Consider the following 18,866-nt stretch of genomic DNA (forward strand, 5'->3'; position numbering starts at 1 on the left):
GACCGAAATGCAGGCCGAAGAGACGCCTGCGGGCTTGACTTGGCTGTCCGCCTTGCGCCAGAGGCAGACAAAACCAGCCTCTGGAGAGACCTCAAAATGGCCGTCGCATTCACCTTTCCGGGACAGGGCAGCCAGGCCGTCGGCATGGGCAAGGACCTCGCCGATGCATTCCCCGAAGCGCGTCGCGTCTTCGAGGAAGTGGACGCAGCGCTCGGCGAAAAACTGTCGAAACTCATCTGGGAAGGGCCGGAAGAGACGCTGACGCTGACCGCCAATGCCCAGCCGGCGCTGATGGCGGTGTCGCTGGCGGCGATGCGCGCGCTCGAAGCGCGCGGCTTCTCGCTGAAGGACAAGGTGGCTTATGTCGCCGGCCATTCGCTCGGTGAATATTCCGCGCTTGCTGCGGCCGGCTTCGTTTCGGTCGGCGACGCGGCGCGGCTGCTTCGGACCCGCGGCAACGCCATGCAGGCGGCGGTGCCGGCCCGCGAGGGCGCCATGGCCGCGATCATCGGGCTGGAACAGGCCGACGTCGAGGCCGCTTGCGCCGAGGCAGCTCGCGAGGTCGGCAACGGCTCCGTCTGCCAGGTCGCCAACGACAATGGCGGCGGCCAGCTGGTGATCTCCGGCGCCAGGCCGGCGGTCGAGCTGGCGGCGAAGCTGTGCACCGAAAAAGGCGCCAAGCGGGCGCTGATGCTGCAGGTTTCCGCCCCCTTTCATTCGGCGCTGATGACGCCTGCCGCCGACATAATGCGCGAGGCGCTGGCCGGTGTCGCGAAATCCGCGCCGGTGGTTCCGATCGTCTCGAACGTCACCGTAACCCCGACCAGCGACCCCGATGAGATCGTCCGCCGCCTGGTCGAGCAGGTGGTCGCCCGCGTACGTTGGCGAGAGACGGTGGAATGGTTTGGCGCCAACGGCGTCGCGAGCCTCTATGAAGTCGGCGCAGGCAAGGTGCTGTCGGGCCTGGCGCGCCGCATCAACCGCGACATCGCCACCGGCGCCGTGGGCACGGCGGCGGAAGTCGAGGCCGCGCTGGCGGCTTTGGGGTGAGGCCCCGTTTTCGTCATTCTAGGGCGGAGCAAGGAGCGAAGCGACGCAGCGCAGACCCTAGAATCCATGCCGTGACTTGGAAGTGCCGCCGCGGTGCAGAATTCTGCTCCGTTGCATCCTTCGGCCAATGTCACGGCATGGATCCTCGGGTCTACGCGTCCGCTTCGCTCCCGCTCCGCCCGTGGATGACGACGGGAAGGAGGCCTTCGCCAATGTCCGACGCTTGTCTAGCGTGACTTGGACGATATGACGTATACGGAACGCGACTGCTTGCAGCCGTCTGGAAAAATGAGGTTGAAGATATGTTCGAACTGACCGGCCGGAAGGCGCTCGTCACCGGCGCATCGGGAGGCATCGGCGAGGCGATCGCCAGGGTGCTGCACAGCCAGGGCGCGATCGTCGGCCTGCACGGCACCCGTGTGGAGAAGCTGGAAGCCTTGGCGGGCGAATTGGGCGACCGCGTAAAACTGTTTCCGGCGGACCTGACGAACCGCGACGCGGTCAAGGCGCTCGGCCAGAAAGCGGAGGCCGATCTCGAGGGCGTCGACATCCTGGTCAACAATGCCGGCATCACCAAGGACGGCCTGTTCGTGCGCATGTCGGACGCCGACTGGGATTCGGTGATCGAGGTCAACCTCACCGCTGTGTTCCGGCTGACCCGCGAACTGACCCATCCGATGATGCGCCGCCGCCATGGCCGCATCATCAACATCACCTCGGTGGTCGGCGTCACCGGCAATCCCGGCCAGACCAACTACTGCGCCTCCAAGGCAGGCATGATCGGCTTTTCCAAGTCGCTGGCGCAGGAGATCGCCACCCGCAACATCACCGTCAACTGCGTCGCCCCGGGCTTCATCGAATCGGCCATGACCGACAAGCTCAACGACAAGCAGAAAGAGACGATCATGGCCGCGATCCCGACCCGGCGCATGGGCACCAGCGTTGAAGTGGCGTCCGCCGTCGCTTATCTCGCCTCCAACGAGGCGGCCTATGTCACCGGCCAGACCATTCACGTCAACGGCGGCATGGCAATGATCTGAGGCGGGGCGGGCGCCTGTGAAAACAGCCATTTCGGCTTGGACGCCCGTCATTTTTCGTGTAATGCGGCCCGCAACCCGGCGGTTCGGGCAAAAACCGGTCCTGTGGCGTTGCGTTGCCCGCAAGACCATCTTTCAGCTTGATTAGCGGCATTCCGCCCGCTAACGAAGATAGACAACCTAAGACGAGGATTGCCCCAAATGAGTGACACCGCAGAGCGCGTCAAGAAGATCGTCATCGAGCATCTCGGCGTCGATGCCGACAAGGTGACGGAGCAGGCGAGCTTCATCGACGATCTGGGCGCGGACAGCCTCGACACGGTTGAACTCGTCATGGCGTTCGAAGAAGAGTTCGGCGTCGAGATTCCGGACGATGCGGCCGAGACCATCCTCACCGTCGGCGACGCCGTCAAGTATATCGACAAGGCCTCGGCCTGAGTTCTTTCGCAGGCATAACCGGGGAGGACCTGCGATGAGGCGTGTCGTCGTCACGGGCCTTGGCCTGCTTTCGCCGTTCGGCATGGGCGTCGAGCATAGCTGGCGGGAATTGCTCTCCGGCCGCAGCGCCTGCCGGCGCGTCACCGAATTCGAGGTGGACGATCTTGCCTGCAAGATCGCCCACATCATTCCGCGCGGCGACGGCTCGAACGGCACCTTCAATCCGGAGGCTGTGCTCGAGCCGAAGGAACTGCGCAAGATCGGCGAGTTCATCCTCTACGGCATCGCGGCCGCCGACGAGGCGCTGGCCGATTCCGGCTGGAAGCCTGAGACACATGAGGACCAGTGCGCCACCGGCGTTCTGATCGGCTCCGGCATCGGCGGCATCGACGGCATCGCCGAGAACGCGATGATCCTGAAGGAACGCGGCCCGCGCCGCATCAGCCCCTTCTTCATCCCCGGACAGATCATCAATCTGGTTTCTGGCCAGGTTTCCATCCGCCACGGCCTGAAGGGCCCGAACCATGCGGTGGTCACTGCATGCTCGACCGGCGCGCACGCCATTGGCGACGCCGCCCGGCTGATCATGTGGGGCGATGCCGATGTGATGCTGGCCGGCGGCGCCGAGGCGCCGGTGACCCGGCTGTCGATTGCCGGCTTCGCGGCCTGCCGGGCGCTGTCCACCGAGCGCAATGACAGCCCCGAAACAGCGTCGCGTCCTTATGATCGCGACCGCGACGGCTTCGTCATGGGCGAGGGCGCGGGCGTCGTCGTCCTGGAAGAGCTGGAGCACGCCAAGGCCCGCGGTGCCAAGATTTATGCCGAGGTCACCGGCTATGGCCTGACCGGCGATGCCCACCATATCACCGCGCCGGCCGAAGATGGCGATGGCGCCTTCCGCTGCATGATGGCGGCGCTGAACCGGGCGAAACTCTCGCCGGCCGACGTCGACTACATCAACGCGCACGGCACCTCGACCATGGCCGATACGATCGAGCTCGGCGCCGTCGAGCGGCTGGTCGGCAATGCCGCCTCGAAGATCTCGATGTCGTCGACCAAGTCGTCGATCGGCCATCTGCTGGGCGCCGCGGGTGCCGCGGAAGCGATTTTCTCGATCCTCGCCATCCGCGACAACGTCGCGCCGGCAACCATCAATCTCGACAATCCGGAACGCGAGACGGCGATCGATCTCGTGCCGAACAAGCCGCGCCAGCGTCAGATCGATGTCGCGCTGTCGAATTCCTTCGGCTTCGGCGGCACCAACGCCTCGCTCGTGTTCCAGCGCTACAATGGCTGAAAGGCCAACGGGAGCAATCCCGGAAAGAGTGCTCAGCGCTTTCCGCCCCGGGATTGCTCAGAAAAAGACAACCAGCCGGCAGTCCCGCCACCTGCCGTCATTTTTGCCAAATTCTCCCCTAGTTTGTAGCTAGGGGATTCGTTGCAAGATCAGACGGTAGGGCGCCATGAGCACAAATCCTGGGAGCACAAATCCGGGCGGCGACGGGGATTTCGCACGGCAGGGCACAAAGGTGCCGATCATGCCGAAGACTGCGGCCGAGGCGTTGCGCCCGGAAGCCGGCACGCCGCCGCCGTCGAAGCGCTCGCGCGCTTCGCGCAGCCAGTTCGTCGTGTTCCTGAACTTCTTCCTCTCCATGGTTATCCTTGCGGTCATCGCCTCGGGTGCCGCGCTCTATTTCGGCATGCAGGCTTTCGTCGAGCCCGGCCCGTCCACCAATGGCGACACCTTCATGATCAAGCCGAACACCGGCGTGCAGGAGATCGCCGACCAGCTGGAACGCCGCAGCCTGATCAGCGATGCCCGCATCTTCCGGCTCGGCGTGCGCGCCACGGGCAATGAGTCGGCGCTCAAGGCCGGCGAATATGCCATCAAGCCGCGCGCCTCGATGCGCGACATCATGGAGCTCTTCAAGAGCGGCAAGTCGGTGATGTACTCGCTTACCATTCCTGAAGGGCTGACGGTCGAGCAGGCGCTGCAGCGCGTCGCCGATCAGGAGGCGCTCACCGGCGACATGCCGCCGACCTTGCCGCCGGAAGGTACCATCGCCACCGACACGCTGCGCTTCACCCGCGGCGCCACCAGGCAGCAAATGGTCGACAAGCTGGTTGCCGACCAGAAGAAGCTGGTCGAGGATGTCTGGTCGCATCGCGCGGCCGACCTGCCGATCGCCAACATCGACGACTTCGTCACGCTCGCCTCGATCGTCGAGAAGGAAACGGGCAGGAGCGACGAGCGCTCCCGCGTCGCCGCGGTGTTCCTCAACCGCCTGGCCAAGGGCATGCGGCTGCAATCCGACCCGACCATCATCTACGGCCTGTTCGGCGGCAAGGGAAAGCCGGCGGACCGGCCGATCTACCAGTCCGACCTCGACAAGCAGACGCCCTACAACACCTACATGATCAAGGGCCTGCCGCCGACGCCGATCGCCAATCCGGGCCGAGCGGCGCTTGAAGCGGTCGCCAATCCGTCCAAGACCGACGACCTCTATTTCGTCGCTGACGGCAATGGCGGCCATGTCTTTGCAGCGACGCTGGAAGAGCACAACCAGAACGTCGCCCGTTACCGGGCGCTGCAGAAGAAGCAGGCTGATGCCGCCGCCAAGGCCTCGGGCCAGACGACGGCGCCGGCAGCCCCCGATGGCAACGCCGACAGCAGCGACGCCGGGGCCAATGGCGAGAATGGCGACGCCGGCGGCGACGACGCGCAATAGGCGCAATGCATGTCGCCCAAAAGTGCGCAGCGGTTTTGGGAAGACGACATGCATCGAAACTCATTGCATGTCGCCCAAAAGTGCGCAGCGGTTTTGGGAAGACGACATGCATCGGAACTCACTGCATGTCGCCCAAAAGTGCGCCAGCGGTTTTGGGAAACGACATGCACTACGCAGAAGAACGCGTCCTTTGACGCGAGGCCATATTCATGTTTTGAGGGGACGCCGGCCGATCGTCCGGCGATTTTTGGGCGCGCAGCGCTGGGCAACGCATGCCTTGGCTGCGACAGGGGGACGACAGGGCAATGAGCCTGCAAAGCATGACCGGTTTTGCGCGGTGCGCCGCTGAAAGCGAGGGCACCTCGATAGCCTGGGAGGTGAAATCGGTGAACGGCAAGAGCGCCGAGGTGAGGCTGAGATTGCCGCAGGGTTTCGACCGGCTGGAGACGGCCGTCCGGCAGACCGTTCAGAAGCGTTTCGCGCGCGGCAATTTCCAGGCGACGTTGACCGTCGGCCGCGCCGCCGCAAGGCAAATCCAGCCGGTGGTCAACGAGGCGTTCCTCAAGGACCTGGCAGGGCTGGCCAGGCGTTTGCAGGAGCAGTTCGGCACCGAGCCCGCCACGGCCGACGGCCTGCTCTCCCTGCGCGGTGTGCTCGACATTCCCGAAGCCGTGGAGACGGAGGAGGAGCGGGCCGCTCTCGACGCCGCGATTCTGTCTGCGCTCGAGATGGCGCTCGCCGGGCTGGAGCAGGCGCGCCGCAGCGAGGGCGCGGCGCTGGGCGCGCTTCTTGCCGGCCATGTCGACATCATCGAGACGCTGACGCTGAAGGCCGAGGCCGACCCGTCGCGCGAGCCCGCGGCAATCCGCGAGCGTATCGCCGAGCAGGTGCGCCTCTTGACGGATGCTTCGGCCAATCTCGACGCCATCCGGCTGCATCAAGAAGCGGCCTTCCTCGCCAGCAAGGCCGACATCCGCGAGGAGATCGACAGGCTGAAGACGCATGTCGCTTCGGCGCGCGCGCTGCTCAAAAGCGGCGCCGCCGTTGGCCGCAAGCTCGATTTTCTGGCACAGGAATTCAATCGCGAATCGAATACCTTATGCTCCAAGTCGAACGCTGCCGCGGTTACCGCGATCGGGCTGGAGCTCAAGGCGGTGGTCGACCAGTTTCGCGAGCAGGTCCAGAATCTGGAGTGACGGGATGGTTGCCAAGGAGCCGACGGCCGCCAGGGATCTGGGGTCCCGCATCCGCCGCCGCGGATTGATGCTGGTGCTGTCGTCGCCGTCGGGCGCCGGCAAGTCGACCATCGCGCGCAATCTTCTCGAAAGCGATGGAAGTCTCGAGCTTTCGGTCTCCGTCACGACAAGGCCGCGCCGCGGCTCGGAGATCGAAGGCGTCCACTATCACTTCCGCACCATGCGCGAGTTCGAGCGGCTGCGCGATTCCGATGCGCTGCTGGAATGGGCCGAAGTGCACGGCAATTGCTATGCCACGCCGCGCGAGCCGGCCGAAATCGCGCTGGCCGAAGGCCGCGACATGCTGTTCGATATCGACTGGCAGGGCGCCCAGCAGCTCAAGGAGAAGATGCGCGCCGACATCGTCTCGATCTTCATCCTGCCGCCGTCGATGAAGGAATTGAAGGCGCGCCTGAAGCGCCGCGCCGAGGACCAGGAATCGGTCATCGAGACCAGGCTGAAGAACGCCCGCCTCGAGATCGAGCATTGGAAGGAATACGATTTCGTCATCGTCAACGACGATCTCGACCGCGCCTTCGCCGAGGTCCGCGCCATCGTCACGGCGGAGCGGCTTCGCCGAGACAGGCGGCCTGGGCTGTTCGACTTCATTTCGGGATTGCTGGACGAGAAGACGGGGTGATCTTTCCTTCTCGCCGCTTACGGGGGGAAGGTGGCCGAAGGGTCGGATGAGGGGCAGCGCCGGCCTGCGGCGGTACAAAAAGCAAAAGTGAACCAGACCTCTATTTGCGACCCGTTGCCGCCCGTTTCTCGGCAAAAGCGCCTCAGCTTGATCGTGCGCGGCCGTTTTCGGGCAATTCGCCGCGTCACGAACTGATCCCGTCGATCAGAATGAGGTTGCGGCTAAGCGCAGCGTCGCGAACCTCAAGTGCGGCCGCGTAATCGCCGGAGCGATACCAGCGCCGCGCGGTCTCGATGTCGGGAAACTCGACGACGATGAGCGGCCCGGGTTTCCAACTCCCCTCCAGTGTCTCCACCTCGCCGCCACGAACGAGATAGCGTCCGCCATGCGCGGCGATGGAGGCCGCGGCGCGAGTTCGGTAGGTTTCGAACGCCTCCCTGTCGCGGATAGTGACATCGGAAATGACATAGGCAGGCATTGCAGGCTCCGGCTGGTTTCGCCTGACTATCTATGGCGCCGGGTTCTGGATTCCAGTGACGCTGGCGGTCAAACCGCGTTCGTCAACCTTACGAATTCCTCGACGCTGAGCGTCTCCGCCCGCCGCGTCGGGTCAATGCCGGCCCGCGTCAGCAACGCCTCGCCGCCAAGGCTCTTCACGCTTTGCCTGAGCATCTTGCGGCGCTGGCCGAAGGCGGCCTCGGTGACGCGGCCCAGCTTTCTGGCGTCCACGGGCAGGGGAGATAAGCGCGGCACCAGATGCACCACCGATGAGGTGACCTTCGGCGGCGGCGTGAATGCCTGCGGCGGCACGTCGAAGGCGATCTTCGCCTCGGTGCGCCAGCCGGCCAGGATGCCGAGCCGGCCATAGGCGTCGCTGTCCGGGACCGCTGTGATGCGCTCCGCCACCTCGCGCTGGAACATCAGCGTCATCGATTGGTAGAAGGGCGGCCAATCGGCCACCGTCAGCCAGCGGATCAGAAGCTCGGTGCCGATATTGTAGGGCAGGTTGGCAACGATCTTCACCGGCCCGCCGTTCGCCGCGCCGGCAAGCGCGGCAAAATCCGTCTTCAACGCATCGCCGGGAATGACCTCCAGGCGACCGGGATAGTGGCTGGAGACCTCGGCCAGCGCTTCGAGGCAGCGCTCGTCGCGCTCGATGGCGATCACGCGCCGCGCGCCGTTGAAGAGAAGCGCCCGCGTCAATCCGCCCGGGCCTGGGCCGACCTCGATCACCGTCGCCTCGCCGAGATCGCCGGCGGCGCGCGCGATCTTGCCGGTCAGGTTGAGGTCGAGCAGAAAATTCTGCCCGAGTGCCTTCTTGGCCTGCAGGCCATGCCGCTCGATCACCTCGCGCAACGGCGGCAACCCGTCGATTGTGGTGCGCCCGCTCAATGGATCCTCACGCGGCGGTGGCCTGCCGTCCGCTGTCGGCCAGCCGGCGCGCCAGCCTTAGCGCGGCGATCAGGCTGTCGGCGCGCGCGATACCCTTGCCGGCAATGTCGAAAGCGGTGCCGTGATCGGGCGAGGTTCGGACAAAGGGCAGGCCCAGCGTCACGTTCACCGCCTCGTCGAAGGCTAAAGTCTTGGCCGGGATCAGCGCCTGGTCGTGATACATGCAGAGCGCCGCGTCATAGGAAGCGCGCGCGCGCGGATGAAACATCGTGTCGGCCGGCAGCGGTCCGATCGCGTCGATCCCTTCCGCTTTGAGCATCTCGACGGCCGGGGTCACGATCGCAGCATCCTCCAGGCCCATGGCGCCGCCTTCGCCGGCATGCGGGTTGAGTCCGGCGATCGCAAGCTTCGGCCGCGCAATGCCGAAGCGGGCCTCGAGATCGGCGGCGGTGATGCGCGCGGTCGTGACGATCAGCTCCGTCGTGAGCAGCTTCGGCACTTCGGCCAAAGCGATGTGGATGGTCACCGGAACGGTGCGCAGATCGGGTCCCGCCAGCAACATCACCGGCGTCACATCCCTGCCGGTGTGGCGCGAAGCCAGGTGTGCCAGATATTCAGTGTGGCCGGGAAAGCCAAATCCGGCATCATAAAGCGGCTTCTTGGAGATCGGGCAGGTGACTATCGCCGCGGCGTGGCCGGCGAGACAGTCGGCGACGGCGCGGTCGATGGCCTCGATGGTGCCGGCGGCGTTGGCCGGGTTCGGCTGTCCCGGGCTGTCGAAATGACGCGCATCGAGCGGAACGACAGGCAGAGCCCGGGCAAAGTGGTGCGCCGCCTGTCCGGGCAAGGTCTCGGCGATCGTCACATTCGCGCCGACCAGGCGGGCGCGGGCTTCGATCAAAGCGGGGTCGGCAAGCAGATAGAAGGGCGGCACACCGGCGCTGTCGCCAGCTTGCCAGGCGGCGATGGCGATCTCGGGCCCGATGCCCGAGGGATCGCCGACACTGAGCGCCAGCGGCGCGTGGGTCTTCTGCGTGCTCATGCGGTCGGCTGGCTGCGGCATCGCACGCTTGTCGCTCAGAGCATGATGCCGAAAAGTGTGCAGCGGCTTTCGGACGACATCATGCTCTATCTCTTTGATTTAGAGGCGGATTCAGATTTCAGGTCGACTCGACCTGAAATCATCCGGCTCTAGCGTTCGACGATCTTGGCCTTCTGGCGCAGCTCGGCGACATATTTCTTGCTGAGCTCGTCGGCGTCCTTGTCGTTGCTGCCTTCGGCCTGGAACACCATCTGCGCGGCCTTGTCGTCGGAAACCTCGCGCGAGGAGCAGATGCCGATGAACTCGACGCCACGCTCGGTCTCGCGCGTCGGCGTCGCGGCGCCGACCTTGGTCGCCTTGATCTGCTCGGCCCAGTCGGACGGCAATTGCGGCGCCAGCACGCGGCCGAGGTCGCGCACGGTGACGTCGATCAGGCCCTTGGCGAATTCCCGCGTAGTGTTGCAGCCGCTGAAGCGGGCGCGCATGGCGTCGGCCTCGCGCTTGCGCTTGGCGAGCGTGCCGGCGCGCTCCGATGCCGGAACCACGAAGATCACCTGCTGCAGCATGTATTCCGTCGCGGTCGGCTTGGCGCCGCCCTTGTCCAGCATGCGCCGCACGGCGTCCTGCTCGGTCACCGAGCCGCCTTCGCCGGAGCGGTAGCGCGAGCTGAGCGCCTGGTTCCAGGCCATCTGGGCACGGATGAATTCCTTGAAATGTTCCTTGGTGACGCCCGACTGCGCCATGATCGCGTCGAGTTTCGCCAGTGGCATCTTGTTGCCCGAGGCAAAGCGCTGGTAGGCGGCGTCGACCTGCTGGTCGGTGATGTGGATGCCGAGCCGCTTGGCCTCGGCCAGGCGCAGCGTCTGGTCGATCATCTCCTGCGCGGCATCGCCCTTCTTGTGCTGCAGCTTGAAGAAGGCGGCGCGGTGCGCGATGTCGCCGGTGGTGATCGGCATGTTGTTGACGACATACTTGATCTCAGCGGCGAAAGCAGGCCGTACGACAGCCGTGACCGAAATGGAGGCCGCCACCAGAAGCGCGAATCCCGCTGAAAACAGGTATTTCCTCATCTTACCTTCCTAATTTTTCCCCATCTCGAGTTTCCCGCCATCGCGGCGCCGCGCGTCCTCCGAACGCCTGCCGGATGCAGTCGACCCCATGCCCATCTTATGCGGCGAAACGATGTCGCCGGCGCATGGCCCTGGGAAACGCGCCCATTTTCGAAGGAACACGCTCCAAATCAAGACCAAAGCCCATCAGCGCCCCAGCCGGCGCACGGCTCGGAGACCGCGCGCCCGCCGCTTGATCACTGGATGGTATCGACCGCGCTTGTTGACGAACCGAAATCGCCGAGCGTGCGGAACGACAGGTTGAAACCGATGTTCTGCGACACTTCCTTGGTGACGGTGTCGCGCGTCTGCGAATACGTCATGATGTAAGTGAAGCAGCTATCGTTGTAGGCGAAGCCGACGCCGTCCTTGACTAGCACATTTGTCTCGATGTCGTAGGTGCCGGTGCCGAACAGCCGCCAGTTCTGCGCCAGATGGGTCGAAGCGCCGAGCGTGAGCTCGTGGCGGTCGGTGGTGAAGCCGTAGAGCGGCTGCGCCTCGATGAAGGCATATTTGGCGCTGAGCGATATCGGCAGGCTGGAATAGGCGGCCTTCACTTCGGCGCGCCTCACCTCGAATGTCTGCTCGTCGAAACGCCCGCTCAGCGAACCGGAGAAGCCGCTCGGGCTGTTGAAGCCGACAAGGCCGACATAATCCGAGGTCTGCTTGTCCAGGCCGGACTCGGCCCCGACATTGACGAGGTCGGGCGCGGCAAAGGAGTTTTCGCCCGCGAGCTGGTATGACTGGCCGAAAATTGCGTTCGTGGCCCAGCCATTGTCATAGGCGCCTGAATACCGGAAGCCGACATTGGCGCGCGTGCCGCCTTCTATGCGGTCATAGCCCGAGAATTTGTCACGTTCGAACAGCGTGGTGGCGTCGAAGACGAAGCTCTGCGCGTCTTCGTTCGGGACGGCCAGCCCGCCGACATATTGCTCGTTCGGGCGCACGAAGACCTGCGCCGTCGGCTCCAGGACATGGCTGGAGTTCGCCATAGAGAACAGGAGCGGCCAACGCGCCTCGAGGCCGAGAGTGGCCATGTAGCGGGCAAGCGAGGAACGCATGTCATCGTCCTCGCCGAGATTCGTCCCCATCTGGTTGACGGCGGCGAGCGAAGCCGAATTGGCGTTGACGTAACCGGCATCGCCGCGGAAGGCGAGCAGCGGCGTCAGTTGCAGACCGCCATCCGTGGTGAAGGTGCGCTTCCACTCGGCTTCCGCCGTCAACCGGCTCGACTCGCCTTCGATGCCGCGCACATTGTTGATGGAAGTGCTGTCGATCGGATTGGCCAGCACAGCATCCAGCCGGTTGCGGCTGATCACGCGTGTATTGACGTTGAATGACAACTGGCCGCCGGCCACCGACGTGTCGGGAATATAGGCGTAGTCGAGCGACGGCAGCACCCAGGGCTGCTTGGCCGAGCGCGCCGTCAGGTCGCTGGAGAGCGTGTCTTCCTGCACCTCGAAGCGCATCGCGCGAACGTCGAAATAATTGCGGTCGCTCAAGCCCGTCAGGTAGATCGACGACTGGTGGACGAGGTCGTTGTAGCCTTCGATGTTGTAGGTGCGCGAGAAATTCTTGTCGGTCTGCAGCAGCACGTCCCAGCCGAAGTCCCAGCGCTCGTTGATGGCGAATTGGCCCTTGGTGCCCATCATGCCGCGGAACTTGTTCGGGTCGTTGGCAGGCCCCGAATTCACATTATGGCCGGCGGAATCGACAAATGCGCCGGGATCCTGCTGATTGATGCCGGCAATCTTCAGCGTGTACTGGCCGTTGTTGAAGCGCTGGCGCCACTCGGCCTCGCCGAGGAAACCCTGCTTGGTATAGCCGCTGCCGGTGACGGTCAGGTCATAGGTCGGAGACAGAGCGAAATAATAAGGGACTTTGATGCCGACGCCGAGATGGTTGTTGTAGACGATGCCGGGGATAAGGAAGCCGCTCTTGCGCTTCACCGTCGGGTCGGCGATCTCGAAGGCCGGCAGATAGGCGAGCGGGAAGCCGAAGAACTCGAAATTCGAGTTTTCGAAGCGGACCGTCTTCTTCTCGCCGTTCCAGATGATCTTTCGCGCCTTGATGCGCCAGGTCGGCGCTTTGTCCGGCTTGTCTTCGCAAGGCTCGCAGGCGGTGTAGACGCCGTTGTGGAAGGTGGTGAGCACGCCGCCCATGCGCTCCGCGCTCTCGGCGGCGAAATAGGCCTTGTCCACCGTCTCGACGCGCAGCGCGTTGAGAAAGCCGTCGGCGAAGTCGTCGGTGATGTCGATATGGTCGGAATTGACCTTGGTGCCGTCGCTGTTGATCAACTCGACGGCGCCGCTGGCGACGAGGCGCTTGGTGTCGCGGTTATACACCACGCGCTGGGCGACCAGCTTGTTGCCGCCATAGTCGATCTGCACGCCGCCGACGGCCGTCACCGTGTGCGTGTCGTTGTCATAGACAAGCGTGTCGGCGGCCAGCAGCATCTGGGTGCCGGAAGGGACGGACTTGGCAGTGATCTGCTGCGCCAGCGCGGCTGCCGTCGGCACCGCGCAAGCGAACAGACACGCCAAGGCAGTCGCCCCATAGAGGCGTGCCAAACCGGCCTGCCTATGGCTGCGCAAAACCGCCTCCCTCACTAGCCGTCTTCCTTGTATAGCAGAAACGTCACCCCAAAGAACATAGCCACGACAACCGGAACCCATGCAGCCACCACAGTAGGCACGAATCCGGCTACACCGAATGCCTTGACCAGTACCGAAACGACATAAAGCAGAAAGCCGGCCACGACGCCACCCAGAATCATCGTTGCCGACTGTCCCATTCGCGCAAATCGCATTGAAACCGTTGCAGCAATCAGCGTCATGGCGACGAGAAGGAACGGCAAGGCAACCAGCGAATCAAACTGCATGGCGAAGGCATTCGCCTTGAGTCCGAAGGACCGGGCAACCTCGATCTTGCGCGGCAGCTCGTAGAAGGGGATGGTTTCCGGGCGCGCCAGGCGCTCCTGCACGAATTCCGGCTTGAGATTGGTCGGCACCCTGTCGGACGCCAGCGCCTGGATATTGCCCCCCTTGAAGACCTTTACGTCCTGCAAGTCCCAATAGCCGTCGCGCAGGAAGGCCTTGGCTGCATCCTTGCGTTCGGCGATGTTGCCCTGCGGGTCGAGGATGAAAAACACCGCGTCCGCCATCTCCAGCCCCTGATTGAGGATGGCGCGGGCGCCGATGATGGTGTCGCCCGATTCGGTCTTTTGCCTGAGCCACGGCGTGACGTTGGTCGTGACGGCGTTCGACTTGCCGGCCCTGAGGTCGTTCTCCATCTGCTCGGACCAGGAAAAGCCATGCGCGGCGATCGGATTGATCACCGCGACCGACAGCACGCCGAACATCAGCGCGCCGACGCAGCACGGAAACAGGAACTGCCAGGCCGAGACGCCGGCCGAGCGGGCGATCACCAGCTCGTAACGGCGGTTGAGCGACACCAGCGTTGCCATTGCCGAGAACAGTCCGACGAACGGCACCGTCTGCAGCATGATCATCGGCATCCTGAGCGCCGAAATGGCGAAGGCTGTGCCGTAGGTGAAGCCGGGCAGCCCGGTCGTGCGGCCGGAAAGCTCGGTAAAGTCGATCAGGAACACCAGCGCCAGCAGGCCGAGGAAGAACCAGAAGGTGATCGAGACGTAACGGAAAAAGAAATAGCGGCCCAGCGTCCAGCCCATGGTCAGGCTCCCTGGCCGGAAGTGCGCCGGACGAGCCAGAGCTTGAATGTTGTCCAGTTGTCGCCGGCTCGCTTGGCGAGGCCCGTCAGCCAGTCTGCCCAACTGACCGGCAATTCCATGGTGCGCGACGATACGATGAACCAGATCGAAACCGCGGAGGCGATGAGCGGTATAGCGTAGAGCAGGTAGACATAGTACCAGACCCTGTCGGCCTTGCCTGCGGCGAAGAAGCCCAGCCATCGCACGAAAAGCGCGATCGCGATTGCCGTGATCAGCGGATTGATGCGCGCCTCCCGGTGCGAGCGCGCGTCGCCCGCAACGGCAAGCGCGATCAGCGCGAACACCAGCGAATAGGACCATTCGGCGAGACGCTGATTGAGCTCCGCCCGGTAGCTGCCCGGTTCTCGCTGGAACATCTTGTCGTTGGGATCCGGGCTGAGCAGATATTGCGTCGTGCGGTCCTTGGGCAAAAGCGTGATGTCGTTCGCCGCCGACATGAACGCCGACATGTCGAAGGCATAGGAGGTGAAGCGGATGACGGAGAGGTCGCCGGTCACCGATTTGCGGTTGATGACGCCGTCATTCATCATCAGCACCTTCTCGTCGCCCTTTTCGACGATGCTGCCGGTCTTGGCGTAGTAGGTCAGGCTGGCGCCTTCCTCGCGTGAATCGGCCACGAAGATGCCGCCGAGCCGGTTGCCGGGAAGCCGCTCGCCAACCTGCAGGAACAGGCCTTCGTCGATCTTGCGGAACGTGCCTTCCTGGATGATCAGCGACAGAAGGTCGGCGCGCGATGCTGCCACCAGCTGGCGGTTCTTCTGCCTGGCATAGGGATCGATGGCGTTGTCGACGATGAAGGAAAACGCGCAAGCCGCTATCGCGAGCAGCAGGATCGGCCGCGCGATCGTCCAGCGTGAGGCGCCGGCGGCGCCGAGCACGGCGAGTTCCGAATCGGTGTTCATGGCGCTCAGCGTCTGCGCCACCGCCACCACCAGGGCGAACGGCACCACGATCGGGATGATCGAGGGGATGATGAGTGCCGCGACTTCGAAGAAAGTCAGCGCCGACTGGCCATTGTCGGTGACAAGGTCGATCTTGGCCAGCACCTGCGTGGTCCACACGATCGCCAGCGTCCAGACCAGCGCCGCGAGGAACATCGTCAGCGCGCGGCGCATGATGTAGCGTTCAACGACCTTCATGAAGGCTTTTCTCGATTTTGCCGAACGGCATCATGCCCGCCGACAAGGTAGTGATCCGGCGGCGCCCGCACAACTGCGTCATGGGCGGCTCGCTCCGGTTTGTCGCCCCACGCCACGTGCCCCGGCGTGGCGGAGTCTCCGCGCCAATGAATAAGAAATGCAAAACATCGATGGTTAACAGCAGGTTGCGGCAGCAAGCTAAGGCCGTGCCGAGGCGAATCCTTTGTCTATGGTGGCGCCGATATAGACCGCGATTTCGGCCAAAGTCTTGCCAAATGGCGGAAAACGACCAAATGTCGCGCACTCTTGCCAAACCTCTCGCCCGTTGAAAATTACCTTTGCCGGCACCCTACGGCCATCCCCGAAAGCAGGACCTGATGACGTCGAGACCATCCATTTCCTTCGCCAAATTCGCCGCGCCCAAAAAGGGCAGCGTCTTCGTCTTCGCGGCCGATGATGGCGGGCTCGGCGAGGCGGCGAAGGCCTGCGATCCGGCTGGTGCATTGGCTCGCGCCTTTCCGGTCGCCGATTTCTCCGGCAAATTCGCAAGCTCGGCCGAGGTGCTGGCCCCGGAAGGAACGCCGGTCGACCGGCTGGTGGCGGTCGGCGCCGGCAAGGTCTCGAGCCTCGACGACTATGCCTGGCTGAAGCTCGGTGGCGCCGTTGCCGCTTCGCTGCGCAAAGCGACCGAGGTGGCCGTCATCCTCGATCTGCCGGAGTATCAGCCCGACGGTCGCCAGGCGGCGAGCCTTGCCGCCGGCATCCTGCTGCGCAGCTATTCCTTCGACAAATACAAGACCAGGAAAGACAAGGAAGACGGCCAATCCGACACGAAGTCGGGCAAGCCCGCCAGGGTAACCGTTCACTGCGCCGATCCCGCTGCCGCGAAAAAGGCTTTCGCCGGCGAGGAAGCGGTGGTCGACGGCGTGCTGCTTGCGCGCGATCTGGTCAACGAGCCGGCCAATGCGCTTGGGCCCGTCGAATTCGCCGAGCGCGTCAAGGCGCTGGAACAGCTCGGCGTCGAGGTCGAGATCCTTGCCGAAAAGGAGATGAAGAAGCTCGGCATGGGCTCGCTGCTCGGCGTCGCGCAAGGCTCGCCGCGCGGCGCGCGCCTGGCGGTGATGCGCTGGAACGGCGGCAAGGCCAAGGACGCGCCGCTCGCCTTCATCGGCAAGGGTGTCACCTTCGACACCGGCGGCAATTCGATGAAGCCGGCCTCGGGCATGGAGGACATGAAGGGCGACATGGGTGGCGCCGCCGCCGTCACCGGCCTTATGCGTGCGCTCGCTGCGCGCAAGGCGAAGGCCAATGTGGTCGGCGTCATCGGCCTTGTCGAGAACGCCGTCGACGGCCATGCCCAGCGTCCCGGCGACATCGTCACCTCGATGTCGGGCCAGACGATCGAGGTGCTCAACACCGATGCGGAAGGCCGCCTCGTTCTGGCCGATGCGCTCTGGTATGCCAACGACCGTTTCAAGCCGAAATTCATGATCAACCTGGCGACGCTTACCGGCGCCGTCATGGTGGCGCTAGGCCAGCACTATGCCGGCCTTTTCTCCAACAATGACGAGCTTGCCGGCCGGCTTTTCGGCGCCGGGCAGGCATCGCAGGAGCGGCTGTGGCGCATGCCGCTCGGGCCTGAATACGACAAGCTGATCGATTCCAAGAACGCCGACATGAAGAACATCGGCGGCCGCTATGGCGGCGCCATCATCGCCGCGCAGTTCCTGCAGCGCTTTGTCAAGGACACGCCCTGGGCGCATCTCGACATCGCCGGCACCGCGATGGGCGCGCCGTCGAGCGAGATAAACCAGTCCTGGGGCTCGGGCTTTGGCGTGCGCTTGCTCGACCGCCTGGTCCGCGATCACTATGAGGGTTAGGTTTCCGGGATGACCGACATCCTGTTCTACCATTTGACCGAATCGACGCTCGAGGAGGCGCTGCCGGGCCTGCTCGAACGCAGCGTCGAGCGCGGATGGCGCGCGGTGGTGCAGACCGGCACGGAAGATCGCCGCGACGCGCTCGACCAGCATCTGTGGATTTTTCGCGACGATTCCTTCCTGGCGCATGCCACCGACCGCGAAGCCTATCCGGCCGAGCAGCCGATCCTGCTCACCACGGGCGAGGGCAACCAGAATGCCGCGCAGATCCGTTTTCTGGTCGACGGCGCGACGCCTCCCGACTTGTCCGGCTACGAGCGCGCCGTCTTCCTGTTCGACGGCCATGACGCGGCACAGCTCGAAGCCGCCCGCGGCCACTGGAAGACGATGAAGGAAGCCGGCCACGCCGTGACCTACTGGCAGCAGACGCAGGACCGACGCTGGGAACGCAAGGCTTAGCTCGCAAGTCCGGCACTATCCTGAAGATGCCGCCACAGCGCCTCGGCCACAGGTCCGTGCGGCTTGTCGCGTCGCCGCACCGCGGCGACGGTTTCGGTGCGGCCGGGAATATGCCGGCCGGCAATCGAGAGCAGCCGTCCGTCGCGCAAGTCGTCCTCGATCAACCAGTCGGGCAGGTGGCCCCAGGCAAGCCCGTGCAGGATCAACTCCTTCTTCATCATATGGTCGGGCACCGAGCAGGAGTGTGCGCCGTCGATGACGAAGAAGTTTTCTGGTGAAGGACGCCGCGCCGTGTCGCGGATCACACATTGGGTGAAGGGCCGCATCGCTTCTGGCGTGACGTCATTCCCCGGGTCGAACGGCAGGAAGCCCGGCGCCACCACCGGCACGAAGGCGACTTCGCACAGGTTGATTCTCTCGAGATGCGGATCGGACGGGTTGGCGCGGTGGAAGACGAGGTCCGCTTCGCCGTCCATCAATCGCTCGACCGGCCCGCCGATCGCTTCATAGTCGAGATGCAGGCGCGTGCGCGGCCGCTCGGCGAAGAAGCAGCTGAGCAGGCCGAGTATTCTGGGCCGAGGGCAGACGTCGCCCATGACGAGGCGCAGCATGGTTTCCTCGCCGCTCGCCAGCTGGCCCGCATAGGTCCGAAGATGCTCGAATTCGCGGATCGTCAGTTGCGCCCGCGCATGGAACAGGCGGCCCTCGTCGGTCAAGCTCACCCGGTAGCCGCTGCGATCCAGCAGCCTCAGGCCAAGTTGCTCTTCGAGCCGGGCGACGGCTGCGAACACCGAGGGATGCGTCCGGTGCAAGGCCTGGGCTGCGGCCTGGAAGCTGCCTCGGCGAGCGACCGCGTCGAAACATCTGAGATCGTGAAGTTTCACGCCATCCATAGTCGAAAAGTCCTACAAAGATTGTCGCATCATAGTAATTTTCTTCGATAGTTACGATGCCTACTTTGCCTC

17 protein-coding genes are annotated in these 18,866 nt (G+C 64.3%); 9 read left to right on the top strand and 8 right to left on the bottom strand.

The window, feature by feature from the left end; genetic code table 11:
* Positions 1-96: 96 nt before the first annotated feature.
* The 7 genes from fabD to gmk all read left to right on the top strand — a co-directional run bounded on the left by fabD (position 97) and on the right by gmk (position 7,129).
* A complete protein-coding gene (gene fabD, locus LB529_RS00325) occupies positions 97-1,050 on the top strand; it encodes an ACP S-malonyltransferase (RefSeq protein ID WP_224709853.1) in 954 nt (317 codons plus the stop codon).
* 302 nt (positions 1,051-1,352) lie between these two features.
* On the top strand, positions 1,353-2,090 hold the full coding sequence (fabG, locus tag LB529_RS00330) for a 3-oxoacyl-[acyl-carrier-protein] reductase (RefSeq protein ID WP_140783695.1): 738 nt from the start codon (positions 1,353-1,355) through the stop codon (positions 2,088-2,090).
* A 198-nt stretch (positions 2,091-2,288) separates the two neighbouring features.
* On the top strand, positions 2,289-2,525 hold the full coding sequence (locus LB529_RS00335) for an acyl carrier protein (RefSeq protein ID WP_006203723.1): 237 nt from the start codon (positions 2,289-2,291) through the stop codon (positions 2,523-2,525).
* 34 nt (positions 2,526-2,559) lie between these two features.
* Positions 2,560-3,822, top strand: coding sequence for a beta-ketoacyl-ACP synthase II (gene fabF / locus LB529_RS00340; RefSeq protein ID WP_095767010.1), 1,263 nt, complete (start codon positions 2,560-2,562; stop codon positions 3,820-3,822).
* 241 nt (positions 3,823-4,063) lie between these two features.
* Positions 4,064-5,254 carry an endolytic transglycosylase MltG gene (mltG, locus tag LB529_RS00345; RefSeq protein ID WP_224709854.1) on the top strand — a complete coding sequence of 397 codons (1,191 nt, stop codon included), beginning with the start codon at positions 4,064-4,066 and terminating at the stop codon, positions 5,252-5,254.
* 305 nt (positions 5,255-5,559) lie between these two features.
* Positions 5,560-6,450: a YicC/YloC family endoribonuclease gene (locus tag LB529_RS00350; RefSeq protein WP_224709855.1), complete on the top strand. Its 891-nt coding sequence runs from the start codon at positions 5,560-5,562 to the stop codon at positions 6,448-6,450.
* Positions 6,451-6,454: 4 nt separating this feature from the next.
* Positions 6,455-7,129: a guanylate kinase gene (gene gmk / locus LB529_RS00355; RefSeq protein WP_095767013.1), complete on the top strand. Its 675-nt coding sequence runs from the start codon at positions 6,455-6,457 to the stop codon at positions 7,127-7,129.
* A 184-nt stretch (positions 7,130-7,313) separates the two neighbouring features.
* Here the strand turns inward: gmk and LB529_RS00360 are convergent, their stop codons facing one another.
* From LB529_RS00360 to lptF, 7 genes are all read right to left on the bottom strand, one after another.
* Positions 7,314-7,607 carry a DUF1330 domain-containing protein gene (locus LB529_RS00360; protein ID WP_224709856.1) on the bottom strand — a complete coding sequence of 98 codons (294 nt, stop codon included), beginning with the start codon at positions 7,605-7,607 and terminating at the stop codon, positions 7,314-7,316.
* A gap of 68 nt (positions 7,608-7,675) precedes the next feature.
* Complete coding sequence (rsmA, locus tag LB529_RS00365) at positions 7,676-8,521, bottom strand: 16S rRNA (adenine(1518)-N(6)/adenine(1519)-N(6))-dimethyltransferase RsmA (RefSeq protein ID WP_224709071.1); 846 nt, start codon at positions 8,519-8,521, stop codon at positions 7,676-7,678.
* Between the two features lie 7 nt (positions 8,522-8,528).
* On the bottom strand, positions 8,529-9,584 hold the full coding sequence (pdxA, locus tag LB529_RS00370) for a 4-hydroxythreonine-4-phosphate dehydrogenase PdxA (RefSeq protein ID WP_224709857.1): 1,056 nt from the start codon (positions 9,582-9,584) through the stop codon (positions 8,529-8,531).
* Positions 9,585-9,712: 128 nt separating this feature from the next.
* Complete coding sequence (locus LB529_RS00375) at positions 9,713-10,633, bottom strand: SurA N-terminal domain-containing protein (protein ID WP_095767016.1); 921 nt, start codon at positions 10,631-10,633, stop codon at positions 9,713-9,715.
* Positions 10,634-10,869: 236 nt separating this feature from the next.
* Positions 10,870-13,281 carry an LPS-assembly protein LptD gene (locus LB529_RS00380; RefSeq protein ID WP_224544068.1) on the bottom strand — a complete coding sequence of 804 codons (2,412 nt, stop codon included), beginning with the start codon at positions 13,279-13,281 and terminating at the stop codon, positions 10,870-10,872.
* On the bottom strand, positions 13,281-14,363 hold the full coding sequence (gene lptG, locus LB529_RS00385; protein WP_224544067.1) for an LPS export ABC transporter permease LptG: 1,083 nt from the start codon (positions 14,361-14,363) through the stop codon (positions 13,281-13,283). Before lptG ends, LB529_RS00380 begins: the two co-directional genes overlap by 1 nt.
* Before the next feature lie 2 nt (positions 14,364-14,365).
* Positions 14,366-15,562 (bottom strand): LPS export ABC transporter permease LptF, encoded by a 1,197-nt coding sequence (lptF, locus tag LB529_RS00390; RefSeq protein WP_095767018.1) that lies wholly within the window; start codon positions 15,560-15,562, stop codon positions 14,366-14,368.
* A 377-nt stretch (positions 15,563-15,939) separates the two neighbouring features.
* Between lptF and LB529_RS00395 the strand changes: the two genes are divergently transcribed.
* Entirely contained in the window at positions 15,940-17,442 is a 1,503-nt protein-coding gene (locus LB529_RS00395) for a leucyl aminopeptidase (RefSeq protein ID WP_140842345.1), read from the top strand.
* Positions 17,443-17,451: 9 nt separating this feature from the next.
* On the top strand, positions 17,452-17,901 hold the full coding sequence (locus LB529_RS00400) for a DNA polymerase III subunit chi (protein ID WP_095767020.1): 450 nt from the start codon (positions 17,452-17,454) through the stop codon (positions 17,899-17,901).
* Here LB529_RS00400 and LB529_RS00405 read toward each other — a convergent pair.
* Complete coding sequence (locus LB529_RS00405) at positions 17,898-18,794, bottom strand: LysR family transcriptional regulator (protein ID WP_224544066.1); 897 nt, start codon at positions 18,792-18,794, stop codon at positions 17,898-17,900. The genes LB529_RS00400 and LB529_RS00405 overlap by 4 nt on opposite strands.
* Positions 18,795-18,866: the final 72 nt, after the last annotated feature.

This window comes from Mesorhizobium sp. CA5 (assembly GCF_020165105.1).
Taxonomy (GTDB): domain Bacteria; phylum Pseudomonadota; class Alphaproteobacteria; order Rhizobiales; family Rhizobiaceae; genus Mesorhizobium.